This window comes from Bacillus sp. 204(2023), assembly GCF_037027505.1.
In the GTDB taxonomy this organism is placed as follows: domain Bacteria; phylum Bacillota; class Bacilli; order Bacillales; family Bacillaceae; genus Bacillus; species Bacillus subtilis.
This window is the reverse complement of the sequence record NZ_JAXCHE010000002.1, coordinates 314,843-328,478: the sequence shown is the minus strand read 5'-3', so window position 1 is coordinate 328,478 and position 13,636 is coordinate 314,843. Positions and strand designations below refer to the sequence as shown.

General features: G+C 45.2%; 13 protein-coding genes. 1 reads left to right on the top strand and 12 read right to left on the bottom strand.

Features of this window, described 5'->3' with window-relative positions:
• Positions 1-4: 4 nt before the first annotated feature.
• The 8 genes from def to WA279_RS06085 all read right to left on the bottom strand — a co-directional run bounded on the left by def (position 5) and on the right by WA279_RS06085 (position 9,034).
• The gene (gene def, locus WA279_RS06120) at positions 5-487 is read right to left on the bottom strand and encodes a peptide deformylase (RefSeq protein ID WP_217002506.1); all 483 of its coding nucleotides are present in this window, start codon (positions 485-487) and stop codon (positions 5-7) included.
• A gap of 26 nt (positions 488-513) precedes the next feature.
• Entirely contained in the window at positions 514-2,931 is a 2,418-nt protein-coding gene (priA, locus tag WA279_RS06115) for a primosomal protein N' (protein WP_336154671.1), read from the bottom strand.
• Complete coding sequence (gene coaBC / locus WA279_RS06110; protein WP_336154669.1) at positions 2,928-4,148, bottom strand: bifunctional phosphopantothenoylcysteine decarboxylase/phosphopantothenate--cysteine ligase CoaBC; 1,221 nt, start codon at positions 4,146-4,148, stop codon at positions 2,928-2,930. Before coaBC ends, priA begins: the two co-directional genes overlap by 4 nt.
• Positions 4,149-4,228: 80 nt before the next feature.
• Positions 4,229-4,432: a DNA-directed RNA polymerase subunit omega gene (gene rpoZ, locus WA279_RS06105; protein ID WP_003221520.1), complete on the bottom strand. Its 204-nt coding sequence runs from the start codon at positions 4,430-4,432 to the stop codon at positions 4,229-4,231.
• A 3-nt stretch (positions 4,433-4,435) separates the two neighbouring features.
• A complete protein-coding gene (gene gmk, locus WA279_RS06100; RefSeq protein WP_003232083.1) occupies positions 4,436-5,050 on the bottom strand; it encodes a guanylate kinase in 615 nt (204 codons plus the stop codon).
• A 7-nt stretch (positions 5,051-5,057) separates the two neighbouring features.
• Positions 5,058-5,327 (bottom strand): extracellular matrix/biofilm regulator RemA, encoded by a 270-nt coding sequence (gene remA, locus WA279_RS06095; RefSeq protein ID WP_003154355.1) that lies wholly within the window; start codon positions 5,325-5,327, stop codon positions 5,058-5,060.
• A gap of 76 nt (positions 5,328-5,403) precedes the next feature.
• On the bottom strand, positions 5,404-6,279 hold the full coding sequence (locus WA279_RS06090; RefSeq protein ID WP_009967215.1) for a YicC/YloC family endoribonuclease: 876 nt from the start codon (positions 6,277-6,279) through the stop codon (positions 5,404-5,406).
• An 82-nt stretch (positions 6,280-6,361) separates the two neighbouring features.
• The gene (locus WA279_RS06085) at positions 6,362-9,034 is read right to left on the bottom strand and encodes a calcium-translocating P-type ATPase, SERCA-type (RefSeq protein ID WP_336154667.1); all 2,673 of its coding nucleotides are present in this window, start codon (positions 9,032-9,034) and stop codon (positions 6,362-6,364) included.
• Positions 9,035-9,155: 121 nt separating this feature from the next.
• On the opposite strand from WA279_RS06085, the gene rqcH reads away from it, so the two are divergent.
• Positions 9,156-10,868 carry a tRNA modification protein RqcH gene (rqcH, locus tag WA279_RS06080; RefSeq protein ID WP_015383626.1) on the top strand — a complete coding sequence of 571 codons (1,713 nt, stop codon included), beginning with the start codon at positions 9,156-9,158 and terminating at the stop codon, positions 10,866-10,868.
• A gap of 39 nt (positions 10,869-10,907) precedes the next feature.
• On the opposite strand, the gene sirC is transcribed toward rqcH, so the two are convergent.
• The 4 genes from sirC to cysC form a co-directional block, all read right to left on the bottom strand.
• Entirely contained in the window at positions 10,908-11,396 is a 489-nt protein-coding gene (gene sirC, locus WA279_RS06075; RefSeq protein ID WP_336154664.1) for a precorrin-2 dehydrogenase, read from the bottom strand.
• Positions 11,377-12,162: a sirohydrochlorin chelatase gene (gene sirB / locus WA279_RS06070; RefSeq protein WP_336154662.1), complete on the bottom strand. Its 786-nt coding sequence runs from the start codon at positions 12,160-12,162 to the stop codon at positions 11,377-11,379. The genes sirC and sirB overlap by 20 nt, the downstream gene beginning before the upstream one ends.
• Positions 12,163-12,164: 2 nt before the next feature.
• Positions 12,165-12,938, bottom strand: a complete 774-nt coding sequence (gene cobA, locus WA279_RS06065; RefSeq protein WP_029946173.1) for a uroporphyrinogen-III C-methyltransferase — start codon at positions 12,936-12,938, stop codon at positions 12,165-12,167.
• 98 nt (positions 12,939-13,036) lie between these two features.
• Positions 13,037-13,630, bottom strand: coding sequence for an adenylyl-sulfate kinase (cysC, locus tag WA279_RS06060; protein WP_015252120.1), 594 nt, complete (start codon positions 13,628-13,630; stop codon positions 13,037-13,039).
• Positions 13,631-13,636: the final 6 nt, after the last annotated feature.

Genomic DNA, 13,636 nt, shown 5'->3' with positions numbered 1-13,636 from the left:
CAAATCATCCTTCCATATCCGCTAGTTCATCTTCTGTATAGTATTTACTTATTTTAGATGTAAACAGCACACCGTCTAAGTGGTCCATTTCATGCTGCACGGCTCTTGCTAAAAAGCCTCGCGCTTCCAGAATGAATGGTTTTCCCTGACGGTTAAACGCGCGCACTTTGACATAATCGGCACGTGTGACATCACCATAGACGCCAGGAAAGCTCAAGCATCCTTCAATTCCGATTTGCTCGCCGCTTTTTTCTAAAATTTCAGGATTAACGAGATCAATTCTCCCTCTGTCATCCCCGATGTCTACAACGGCCGCTCTTTTTAAAATGCCGATTTGCGGCGCTGCCAGTCCGACTCCATCCATTTCAAGCATGGTGTCGTACATATCGTCAAGCAGTTTTTTTAGCTTTTTATCAAAAACAGTCACGGTTTCCGCAGGTGTTTCCAAAACCTCCGCAGGATGTGTGACGACCTTTTTTACCGCCAATTTGTTACCCTCCAAGACGTGAGATCTTACATCATCATATAAGGATTCATATCAATTGAAATCATTACATGTTTTTGTTCAATTTCGCGTTTATAATGTTCCAGTATCTTCTTCAATAAAGCGGATAACTGGGTTTCCTGTTTGTATTTTATCACGCATTGATAGCGATATCTATCTTTGATCCTGGCTATCGGCGACGCGCTTGGTCCGAGAATTTTCGTGTCAGCTCCGCAGTTTGCTTTCAAAAAATGAGCGATCTTTTCAGCTGTAACCGCTGCTTTCGCCACTTCCTCATGAGAAACAGTCACAAGAGCCAAATAGTAGTATGGCGGATAGGATTGCTCTCTCCTGTGCGCCATTTCATGCTGATAGAATGTTTCATAATCGTGTGTCTTCGTCAGCTGGATACTGTAATGAGACGGTGTATACGTTTGAATGATGACATGGCCGGGCTTTTCATGCCTGCCTGCCCGGCCGCTGACTTGCGTTAACAGCTGAAATGTTTTTTCAGCCGATCTGAAATCAGGAATATGAAGTGTTGTATCAGCACTTAACACTCCGACAAGCGTGACATTCGGAAAATCAAGCCCTTTCGCGATCATTTGCGTTCCGAGAAGAATATCCGCTTTTCCTTCTCCGAAAGCTGACAGTAATTTTTCATGGGCGCCTTTCCGTGATGTCGTGTCAACATCCATCCGAATCACTCTCGCACTTGGCAGCACTTTTGTCAGCTCTTCCTCCACTCGCTGTGTTCCCGTTCCGAAAAAGCGGATATGCTCGCTTGCGCATTCAGGACAAGTGTGCGGAACAGGCTCTTCATGTCCGCAATAATGGCATTTCAGCCTTTGGCCGTAACGATGATACGTCATGGAAATGTCGCAGTGCGGGCATTGCGGGACATAGCCGCAATCCCTGCACATCACAAAGGAAGAATAGCCCCTCTTATTTAAAAACAGCACCGCCTGCTCACCCTTGGCAATCGTTTCTTCAAGCTTTTCCATCAATTCAACTGAAAACATCGAGCGATTGCCGTTTCTAAGCTCCTCTCTCATATCGACAAGCGAAACCTCAGGCATCACCCGGTGGTTAACACGGTGCTTCAGTGATAGAAGCTCGTATACGCCCTTTTGCGCTCTTGCATATGACTCTAATGTCGGCGTAGCACTCCCTAATACAACCGGGCAGCTGTGATGCTCAGCCCGCTTGATTGCCACCTCTTTCGCATGATAGCGCGGCATTTCTTCCTGTTTATAGGAAGACTCGTGCTCTTCATCGATGATTATCATTCCGAGATTTTCAAACGGAGCAAAAATGGCGGATCTGGCACCGACGACAAGCCGTACTTCCTTCCGGTGGATTTTACGCCACTCGTCATATTTTTCTCCTGTGGATAAACCGCTGTGCATGACTGCCACCTGAGAGCCGAAGCGGCCCTTGAAGCGGTTGACCATTTGCGGCGTCAGCGATATTTCCGGTACGAGGACGATGGCTTCTTTTCCTTTCGCCAGTACTTTTTCAATTGATTGCAGATAAATTTCGGTTTTTCCGCTTCCTGTCACGCCGTGAAGGAGGAACACTTTATGCTCATCGCTGTCCAATGTCTCGCGTATGGGCTCAAAGGCAGCCCTCTGTTCGTCTGTCAGCGGCAGGGGCTCTGTTTTTTTGAACATTTTGTCCTGATAGGGATCTCTGTAAACCTCTTCATAGCTTTCCTTCAAAAGCCCTTTTTGGATAAGGGTTTTGATGGTCGCAGAGCTCGTGTCCGTTTTTTTGCACAATTCCGCTGCAGGAATTTTCACACCTTCCGGCTCAGAGATGAGAAAGTGAAGAATCGCCTGCTGTTTTGCTGCTTGTCGGGACAATCCCTCAGCCTGCTTAGCAATCTCTTCTTTACTCGCATTTGCCTGAATATGCCTGACCATTTTTTTATTGGTTTTTTGCGCGACTTTATACGTCACGTCAATGGCCCCTTTTTGAACATGCCTTTGAATCAGTTTCAGCGTATCATGATCGGGTATATCTGAATACAGCAGTGTCTTTGTTTCAGAAAACAGCCGTTCCACTTGCGGCGGAAGATCGGCGCCGTGTGCAATTTTTAATTCTTTTTCATATTTCGCCTTTAAGGCGGCAGGCAGCATTGCTTGAAGCGCCGTTATTTTAAAAGACAGCGTTTTGTCTGACAGCCATGATGACAGATCCATAAGCTCCTCTGTCAGAACAGGTGTAAGATCTAATAAATCCTCTACTTCCTTGACAGATTTTCCCGATAGGTCAGATGCTTCTTTGACTGCTGTCACAAACCCTTGAATCTTACGGGGGCCAAACGGAACAATGACCCGCATCCCCGTTTTGATCATGCCCTTCAGATGGTCTGGGATTTTATAATCAAAAGGCCTGTCTATATTTTTGGTGCTGACATCAACGATGACTTCTGCAAAATTCATGAGCGCTCTCCGGTTTGTTTTGAGAGGGCTGCGATCTCCTGAAGGATTTCAAAAGAAACATCGAGCTTAGACATAATCGGGAGTTCGCGTTTATGCCCGTCTTTGAAAAAGATTGTCACGATATTCGTATCAGCACCAAAACCGGCCCCATTTGCTTTCACATCATTTGCCACAATCAAATCAAGGTTTTTAGCGGCGAGCTTTTTACGTGCATAGTGTTCAATGTCTTGTGTTTCGGCGGCAAATCCGACCAAAATCTGCTCTTTCTTTTTCTCGCCCAATTCTTTCAAAATATCGACTGTTCTTTTCAGTTCTAAGGTCATGCCGCCGTCTTGTTTTTTCATTTTATGGTCATATACTGTTTTCGGCGTAAAATCGGCTACCGCAGCTGTTTTAATGACTATATCGCTTGCGTCATACACAGAGAGCACAGCTTCGCGCATATCCGCAGCCGATTGAACAGGGATAAACTCAGCAAGGCCTTTAGGCTGATCAAGTGAAACAGGCCCAGAAATTAAGGTTACCCGTGCGCCGAGCTGAACAGCAGCCTCCGCTAGTGCGTAGCCCATTTTGCCCGTCGATTTATTGGTAAAAAACCGGACAGGATCAACCGCTTCCCGCGTTGGGCCGGCTGTAATGACCACATGCTTGCCTTCTAAAGGAGCGGATGTTTCTTCAGCAAAATGTTTTTCGGCCAGCTTTACGATGTTTTCCGGCTCTTCCAATCTGCCTTTTCCTACGTAACCGCATGCTAAATAGCCCTCACTTGGCTCAATAAAACGATAACCGTCCTGATAAAGAACAGAAATGTTTCGTTTGACTGCCGGGTGGTCATACATATGAACGTTCATCGCCGGCGCGATCCAAACGGGAGCCGTTGCTGCCAACAATGTTGTCGTCAGCATATCATCAGCGATGCCATTTGCCAGTTTTCCAATCACATTAGCCGTAGCCGGCGCTATGATAATCAAGTCGGCCCAGTCTGCAGCATCAATATGAGAAATAACGCTTGGATTTTGTTCTTTAAATGTATCTGTATAGACTTCGTGGCGGCTCAATGCCTGAAATGTCAGCGGTGAAACGAATCGGCAAGCGGATTCAGTCATAATCACTTTGACATTTGCTCCTGCCTGAACCAGCTTGCTCGTTAACGCACAGGCTTTATAAACAGCGATGCCTCCGCTCACGCAAAGTAACACATTTCGATTGTTAAGCAATGAATTCTCCCCCTCTGCACTTTACAAAACCGCACGGAAAAAAATAACAACCTACATGATATAGGTTGCTACTTGTGCTACTATTCGCGGTCTTCCTTTTCAAACGAAAGCAGGCCTGCATCAATTTCTTCTAAAGCTTTGCCTACATATTTGTGTGAAATCGTATGTTCAATCATTTGGTCTTTTTTGATTTGCATTTCACGTGCGCGTCTCGCAGAAACAGTCACCAGCGTATATTTTGAATCTAATTTATTCATTAAAGAATCAATTGACGGATCTAACATTGATTATTCAACCTCCAGCATTTTCTTATATCTTGGTGCAACGCGTTCACGCTTCAAATGTTCAGCAAGAACGATTGCTTTGATTTTATCGCAAGCCGTTTCGACATTATCGTTTTCAACGACATAGTCATAAGCATCCATCATTTCGATCTCAGCTTTTGCGGCTTTCATTCGATTTTCAATCAGAGCGTCTGTTTCTGTGCCTCGTGTCACGATTCTGTTTTTCAGTTCAGAAAGGCTTGGAGGCGCAAGGAAAATAAACAGGCCTTCCGGGAAAGCATTTCTCACTTGAAGAGCCCCTTGAACTTCAATTTCTAAAAAGACGTCTTTTCCATCTTGAAGCGTCTGTTCAACATAATCGACTGGCGTCCCGTAATAATTGCCGACATACTCTGCCCATTCAAGCAGCTTGTTGTCCGCAATCATTTGTTCGAATTCGTCTCTTGTTTTGAAAAAATAATCGACTCCGTTCACTTCGCCCTCTCTTGGACTTCTTGTGGTTACTGAAATCGAATATTCAAATTTTGTGTCTTCCTGCGAAAAGATCGCTTGTCGAACCGTTCCTTTACCAACTCCTGAGGGACCTGAGAGAACGATTAATAACCCTCTTTCTTTCATGCGGCAATTACCCCTGCCCTTCATCCATAATTTCTTCTTTAACAGAAAGTCTGTGTGCAACTGTCTCAGGCTGGACGGCAGATAAGATAATGTGATCACTATCCATGACGACAACTGCACGGGTTCTTCGTCCGTATGTAGCGTCAATTAGCATTCCGCGGTCTCTTGCATCCTGAATCATCCGTTTGATTGGCGCAGACTCCGGGCTGACAATCGAAATCATCCGATTGGCGGAGATGATATTGCCAAATCCGATATTAATCAGTTTAATCGTCATCTTCTACGTTCCCCCTGTAAAATAGACGTCTCTAGTTTAGCCTAGTAAGACCGTCTGTAAACAATACGCACAGTCACTATTCTATATTTTGCACTTGTTCTTTTATTTTTTCAATAGAACTTTTCATTTCAACGACAAGCTTTGTGATCTGATGATCATTTGCTTTTGAGCCGATCGTATTTGCTTCCCGATTGAGCTCTTGAACAAGAAAGTCGAGTTTGCGCCCGACAGCTCCGCCACTAGCTAATATATCACGAAACTGGGCGAAGTGGCTCTTCAGCCTTGTAATCTCTTCAGTGATATCAGAGCGGTCTGCAAAAATAGCGCATTCTGTTACAAGCCGGCTCTCGTCTAATACGTCTTCAGTCCATTCTTTGATTCTGGCGTACAGCCGTTCCCGGTAACGAGATACGACATCTGCAGCCAGCAATTCAGTTTCTCTCACCAGCTCTTCAAGCTGATCAATATGCATCAGGCAGTCTTTCGCTAAGAGCAGCCCCTCTTTTTCACGCATTTCACAGAGACCTTTTACCGCTTCTTCTGCAGCATCGATGATCAACGCCTCCAGCTTGTCATTTTGCGTCTGTTCTTCATGAACCTGGACGACATGATCAAGCTTAAAGAAATCCATTACATCGGGCTCTGCAGACAATTGATACCGCTTCTTCATATCTCTCGCGGCTGCGACAAACTCATCGAGCAGCGGCCAATCAATTTCAAGCCTTTTCTCAACAAGCATATCGCTGTCAACGGATACGAAAAGCTCAATTCTTCCGCGCTGAATATGCTGCAGAATGGTCTGTTTCAGCTTATCTTCAAAATATAGCAAAGGCCTTGGCAAACGAGCGTTCACTTCTTTAAATCTGTAGTTCACAGATTTAAGTTCAACGCTTACAGAGAGATCGTCTTGTGTTTTGCTTGCACTGCCGAAGCCTGTCATACTTCGTATCATTTTAAAACACCCAATTCTTCCCTGTTCTCATAATAAAAGGGCAATAGACACGCTATTACCCCTAAGATTATATCATATGAATTTATTTTTTTCTTGTTAAAAGTGACCCCGCCAGCAAAAAAGTAGGGATGGCGGACATACCGATGACGAGCATCCAGTCCCCCGGCGTGATGGCTACAGTATGGAAAATCGGCTGAAGCGGCGGATAGTAGATTACTACAAGCATCAGCAAAATGGATGACAATACCGCCCCGATTAAATACAGGTTTTGAAACGGATTTCTAGAGAAAACAGAAGTTTCGCTGCGGCAGTCAAACACGTGAATAAGCTGAGCGAGCACCAATGTGGCAAACGCGATCGTCTGGGCATAAGCTAAGTTTTCCGGATTGCGGTGGTATACAATGATAAACGCTAAAATAGTGGCAACTCCGATTAAAAATCCTCTGGAAACGACCTTCCATCCTAGCTTGCGGGCAAATACCCCTTCTTTCGGATGACGGGGCTTACGCTTCATGACGTCTCCTTCCGGCTGATCCATGCCGAGCGCCATTGCCGGCAACCCGTCCGTCACCAAGTTGACCCACAAAATCTGAATCGGAACGAGCGGTAAAGGAAGGGCGAGCAGCATCGCAAACAGCATGACAAGGATTTCTCCGACGTTAGACGCCAACAGGTATCTGATAAACTTCCTGATATTTTCGTAGATGTTCCTGCCTTCTTTTATCGCTGATTTAATCGTCGCAAAATTATCATCCACGAGAACAAGAGATGATGCTTCTTTGGCCACATCTGTCCCGGTAATGCCCATAGAGACGCCGATATCAGCTTGTTTAATGGCAGGAGCATCATTGACGCCGTCTCCCGTCATCGCCACAATATGCCCGTTCTCCTGATAGGCTTTTACGATTTTTAGTTTATGTTCAGGGGAAACGCGGGCAAATACATACACATCCTCCACCACATGAGAAAGCTCTTCTTGAGAAAGTTCATTCAGCATCTTGCCGTCCATGATTTTGCCGCTTTTCGGAAGGAGGCGCAAGTCTTTCGCTATCGCTTTAGCGGTTTCTACATGATCACCTGTTATCATAACGGTCTTAATTCCTGCTTCACGGCATTCTTTTATCGCCTGCCTGACTTCCGGCCGCGGGGGATCAATGATACCTGAAAGGCCAAGCATGGTCAGATCTTTTTCCGCCTGTTCCATTGACGGTGTTTCGCCTGCTTTTATCGGCCTGTAGGCGACCGCTATCGTTCTGAGCGCCTGTGATGCCAAATGTCTTAATACCGCCTCTGTTTCTGCTTTTCTTTCATTTGAAAAAAGAGCCGCTGAGCCGTCATAATAAATACGGGAAGATCGCTGCATCAGTACATCCGGTGCACCTTTTGTAATGATATAGCGCTTTCTGTCTTGATCCTCTACGATGACAGTCATCATTTTCCGTGCAGAATCAAACGGAAATTCTTCGACCACCCGGTAGTTTGATTCAACAAACTCCTTTGAAAAACCGCCTTTTCTTGCCGCGGTGAGCAGCGCTCCCTCTGTCGGATCTCCGTCAAGCACATATTCGCCGTCTCTTTTCTCAATATTGGAGTTGTTACAAAGCGCTCCGAACAGAAGCATCTGCTGAAGCGGCTTATATTCATTGACACTGATCTCTTTTTCGTTTAGTGTGAAGCTTCCTTTCGGTTCATAGCCGGCCCCTGCCACTCTCCATGTTTTCCCTCCGGACCAGACATGTGTCACCGTCATTTTGTTTTGGGTCATTGTCCCTGTTTTATCTGAACAAATGATAGATGCACACCCAAGCGTTTCAACAGCAGGAAGCTTTCTAACAATGGATTTTTGTTTAATCATCCGCTGTACACCAAGCGAAAGCGCCACTGTCACAATCGCCGGCAGCCCCTCCGGAATAGCGGCTACCGCTAACGAGACACCTGCTAAAAACATACTGTACAGATCATGCCCCTGAATAACACCGACAGCAACGACAAGTACGGTCAGAAGCAATGCAACAACAATCAAAATCTTCCCGAGCTGCTCCAGTCTTCTTTGCAGCGGGGTTGACAATGTCCCTGCCGATTCAAGCATGTCGGCAATTTTCCCCATAGCCGTATTCATTCCTGTCCCGACGACAACCCCGACACCGCTGCCGCGGGTCACAATCGTACCCATAAATGCCATATTGGTAATATCGCCGAGCGAAACATCCGGTTTTTTCAATTTATCAGCATGCTTCACAACCGGGATTGATTCCCCGGTCAGCGCTGATTCTTCTATTTCAAGGCTTCTCGCTTCAACAATTCGAACGTCTGCGCCAATTCTGTCCCCGCTCGTAAATTTCACAATATCCCCCGGCACCAGTTCCTTAGAAGGAATCTTTGTCCAGCTCCCTTCCCTGAGTGCCATGACATGCGGTGTTGAAAGCTCTTTTAAAGCCTGAAGAGATTGCTCAGCACGCCTTTCTTGAAAGAAACCGAGTATGCCATTCACAAACACAATCGCAATAATCGCAACCGCATCTACATATTCACCAAGAAATCCTGAGATTAACGTTGCCGCCAGAAGCACAAGCACCATAAAATCTTTGAACTGCGCGAAAAACAAGAGAAGCGCTGAAGTTTTTTTCCCTTCTTGCAGCTCGTTTGGTCCATGCTTGTCAAGGCGTTTTTTTACCTCTTTTTCTGTTAATCCTTGTTTCATGGACGTATTGGTTGCCTCTAGTAAATCTGTTTGTCCCATTTCATGAAACTTCATTCCGCTCGTCCACTCCCCTGCTCTCTTATAGAGATATCACTCTATAAGCATGCTTATTCTGACTCGTCCCATTTCATGCTATAATTATCGAATGCAGGAAGAATGAGAGGGTGTATTGCATATGTCGTTTGATGGCATGTTTACATACGGAATGACACACGAACTTAACGAGAAAATAATGGGCGGACGAATTACAAAAGTCCATCAGCCATATAAGCACGATGTGATTTTCCACATCCGTGCCAAGGGAAAAAACCAAAAACTATTATTATCGGCACATCCGAGCTATTCGCGGGTGCATATCACGACACAAGCTTATGAAAATCCAAGCGAACCGCCAATGTTTTGCATGTTGCTGAGAAAGCATATCGAAGGCGGATTCATTGAGAAAATTGAACAAGCGGGCTTAGACCGCATTATGATTTTTCATATCAAAAGCCGAAACGAAATTGGCGATGAAACCGTACGAAAGCTTTATGTAGAAATTATGGGCCGCCACAGCAATATCATTTTGACTGACGCAGCAGAAAACGTGATTATCGACGGACTTAAGCATTTATCACCGTCAATGAACAGCTACCGTACAGTACTGCCCGGCCAAGATTATAAGCTTCCGCCTGCTCAGGACAAAATATCGCCTCTTGAGGCGTCAGAAGATGATATTTTGCGTCACCTCAGTTTTCAAGAAGGAAGGCTTGATAAACAAATTGTCGACCACTTTTCAGGCGTGTCTCCGCTTTTCGCCAAAGAAGCGGTTCACAGAGCAGGCCTTGCCAACAAAGTCACACTGCCAAAAGCGTTGCTGGCACTGTTTGCCGAAGTGAAAGAGCACCGTTTCATTCCCAACATTACGACTGTAAACGGAAAGGAATATTTTTATCTGCTGGAGCTGACTCATCTAAAGGGCGAAGCGCGCCGTTTTGATTCATTAAGCGAACTGCTCGACCGTTTTTATTTCGGAAAAGCTGAACGAGACCGAGTCAAACAGCAGGCTCAGGATCTTGAGCGTTTTGTTGTGAACGAACGGAAGAAGAATGCCAACAAAATCAAAAAATTAGAGAAAACCCTGGAGTATTCGGAAAACGCGAAGGAATTTCAGCTTTACGGAGAGCTTTTAACCGCTAATTTATATATGCTGAAAAAAGGTGATAAACAGGCTGAGGTCATCAATTATTATGATGAAGAAAGCCCGACAATCACGATTCCTTTAAACCCGAACAAAACGCCTTCTGAAAACGCACAGGCCTATTTCACGAAGTATCAGAAAGCGAAAAATTCGGTCGCAGTTGTCGAGGAGCAAATCAGGCTGGCACAGGAAGAGATCGAATATTTTGATCAGCTGATTCAGCAGCTTTCATCCGCTTCTCCCCGGGATATCAGCGAAATCAGGGAAGAGCTTGTTGAGGGCAAATATTTGCGCCCTAAGCAGCAAAAAGGCCAGAAAAAGCAAAAACCGCACAATCCGGTGTTAGAAACATATGAATCCACCTCAGGCCTGACAATTTTAGTGGGTAAGAACAATCGTCAAAATGAATATTTAACGACCAGAGCGGCGGCCAGAGACGATATCTGGCTTCACACGAAGGACATTCCCGGCTCCCACGTTGTGATCAGAAGCAGCGAACCGGATGAGCAAACAATCATGGAAGCCGCGACAATTGCAGCTTATTTTTCAAAAGCTAAAGATTCAAGTTCAGTGCCTGTAGATTATACAAAAATCAGGCATGTCAAAAAACCAAACGGCGCGAAACCCGGTTTCGTCACCTATGACAGCCAGCATACCGTCTTTGTCACGCCTGATGCTGATACTGTCATCAAGCTCAAAAAAAGCTGAGCCGCATAAAGAAAAGCCAGAGCATACAAATGCTCTGGCTTATTTCTTTCTCCTCACCTGATAAAGCCTGTTCACTTCAGCAACAAAATCGCCGTCAATCAGCTTATCCACGTTTTCAGCAAGCTCTTTTGTGTGCTTTGGACTGGCTCCGCTTGTAGAAACAGACACAGTGACATGCCCTCTTTTTACGATTTTCGGCATATATACATTGCCAAGCTCAGCGTCACTGACACAATTGACAAGCTGAAAAGGCGTTGCAGATTGGGCAATTTCTTTGTTCACTGCCGCATTATCCGTCGCAGCAATAATTAAGAAAGCATTGAGATAATCTTCTTTTTCAATTGTCCGTTTTTCCCATTTGATACGCCGCTCTTCTGCCATTTGCTTGATTTCCGGTTCCACATCCGGACTGACAAGCGTTATATCAGCTCCCTCAGAAATCACCGTTTTCAGCCTTCTGAGAGCGATGCTTCCGCCCCCCGCAATCACAACCTTCTTCTTTTCCAGGCTAATGTGCAGCGGAAGCATATGAACCTCCATCAAAATCAAATTGTCCTTCAGAATTTGCCGCAGTTTCTCTCACACGGTTCAAAAATGCGTTTTTCACATGAGGATGAAAACCGATATAGGAAGAGAGGTAGACGTTCGGATTATGGGCTTTTAATTTCTGAACCTCTCGTTCGATTTCATTCATCAGCATACCCGTAAAGAGCAAAAATGGAACGATAAAGGTTGTTATGCCGTCATCTTTTTCAAGTTCTGAAAAAACCTCTTTGTAATTGGGGCCGCATGCTGTCAAAAAGCACGGAATGACTTCCTTCACTGGAACCATTTCCTGAAGAAGATTAGAAATTCCGGTTACGTCTCTTTTGACATCTGGATCTGAACTTCCCCTTCCGATGAGCACCACTCTGGCATTTTCATACGGAACACCTATGTCTTTCATTCGGTGATATACAGCCTTGACTACTTCTTTGTCAATCCCGATCGGCTTTCCGTATGAAATGCGGACTGACGGATATCGGGATGCAACACGGGCAATTTCTTCCGGAATATCATGTTTTGCATGCGCAGCTGTTAAAAGAAGCAGAGGCACCACTGCGATATGAGTGGCGCCTTGCTTCACACATGCTTCAAATCCTGTCTCAATTGCCGGCTCCTGAAGCTCTAAAAAGCTGATTTCTTGTACTGGCACAGAGATGTGGGCCTTGCATCCTTCCAAAAAGGCTGCGGCTTCTTGCTGCGCTTTTTTGACCCGGCTGCCGTGGCCGACATATAAAATTGCTTGTTTCATTTTTACAACGCCTCGCTTAAATCTTGTTTTTTCAGTTCAGATTCAAACCATTCCAGCTTATAGTGATAATTTACAACATTTCCAATGACAATTAAACTTGGATTTGTAATGTTTTCTTTTATCACCGTTTCTGAAAGGGTGTCAACTGTACAAAAAACAGATTTTTGCTTGTCCGTTGTTCCCCAATGAATAAAGGCTGCCGGCGTAGAACCGTCCCGGCCGTTTTCAAGGAGTTTTCTTTCAATCTGCTGCACGTTTTTGATACCCATATAGATGACAAGTGTATCAATTCCTGTAGCCAGCGCTTTCCACTTTTCCTCAAAATCTTCTTCTTTTTTATAATGACCCGTTACAAAAGCGACGTTAGAGCCCGCCTCCCGATGAGTAACAGGAATCCCGGCATAAGCGGCTGCCGCGATTCCAGACGTAATGCCGGGGATGATTTCAAACGGAATTCCATTTTCAGAGAGGCATTCCGCTTCTTCCCCTCCTCTGCCGAACACAAAAGGGTCTCCGCCTTTCAGTCTGACAACCATTTTCCCTTTTTGCGCATACTTCACAAGAAATCGATTGATGGTTTCCTGCTTCATCGTATGAAAATCCGGAAGCTTCCCGCAGTAGATCAGGTCTGCTTGCTCTTTGGCATATTGTAAAATCTCTTTATTTACTAATCTGTCATATAAGATGACATCAGCTTTTTCAATGGCTTTCAGCGCTTTAATTGTCAGCAGATCAGGGTCACCGGGACCCGCTCCTACAATATATACTTTCCCCATCGTATTTCCCCCGATCTATTCGAGTTCTTCCAGAGCATTCGCTGTGATGATGTTCTCGCTCGCATTCCGGCACCTGAGAAGAACGCAGCAGATCATATTCAGCTCAATTTTTGTTTAACAAACTCGATCAGCTGATTTTTACACGCTTCACGGTCATGTTGTCCTGAATCAAGAACGAGCTCTGGAGCTTCCGGTTCTTCATAAGGAGAATCAATTCCTGTAAAAAACGGAATCTCGCCGTTTCTTGCTTTTTTGTAAAGCCCTTTCGGATCTCTTTGTTCACAAATATCAAGGTCGCATTTAATGTAGACTTCATTAAATTCGCCCGCTTCCACAAGCTCGCGAACCTGTTGTCTGTCCTCGCGGAAAGGAGAGATAAAAGCAGTAATCACAATGGTTCCCTGCTGAACAAAAAGCTTTGCCACCTCTCCGATTCGGCGGATGTTTTCTTTTCGGTCTTCATCAGAAAAACCAAGATCCTTATTTAAGCCGTGACGGATATTATCCCCGTCCAGCACAATCACTTGGTAGCCTTGCTCAAACAATTCTCTCGCAGCGGCGTTGGCAATGGTTGATTTGCCTGAGCCGCTTAACCCTGTCAGCCAGAGAATGGAGCTTTTATGCTTGTTTTTTTGCTGGTACTCTTCTTTTGTGATAGAGGCTTCATGCCATACAATATCGCGATTTGTCACTGCCAG

Coding starts and splice junctions, on each gene's coding strand:
- priA (WP_336154671.1), bottom strand. CDS start 2,931: ATGAATTTTGCAGAAGTCATCGTTGATGTCAGCACCAAAAATATAGAC.
- rpoZ (WP_003221520.1), bottom strand. CDS start 4,432: ATGTTAGATCCGTCAATTGATTCTTTAATGAATAAATTAGATTCAAAA.
- gmk (WP_003232083.1), bottom strand. CDS start 5,050: ATGAAAGAAAGAGGGTTATTAATCGTTCTCTCAGGTCCCTCAGGAGTT.
- remA (WP_003154355.1), bottom strand. CDS start 5,327: ATGACGATTAAACTGATTAATATCGGATTTGGCAATATCATCTCCGCC.
- WA279_RS06090 (WP_009967215.1), bottom strand. CDS start 6,279: ATGATACGAAGTATGACAGGCTTCGGCAGTGCAAGCAAAACACAAGAC.
- WA279_RS06085 (WP_336154667.1), bottom strand. CDS start 9,034: ATGAAGTTTCATGAAATGGGACAAACAGATTTACTAGAGGCAACCAAT.
- rqcH (WP_015383626.1), top strand. CDS start 9,156: ATGTCGTTTGATGGCATGTTTACATACGGAATGACACACGAACTTAAC.
- sirC (WP_336154664.1), bottom strand. CDS start 11,396: ATGCTTCCGCTGCACATTAGCCTGGAAAAGAAGAAGGTTGTGATTGCG.
- sirB (WP_336154662.1), bottom strand. CDS start 12,162: ATGAAACAAGCAATTTTATATGTCGGCCACGGCAGCCGGGTCAAAAAA.
- cobA (WP_029946173.1), bottom strand. CDS start 12,938: ATGGGGAAAGTATATATTGTAGGAGCGGGTCCCGGTGACCCTGATCTG.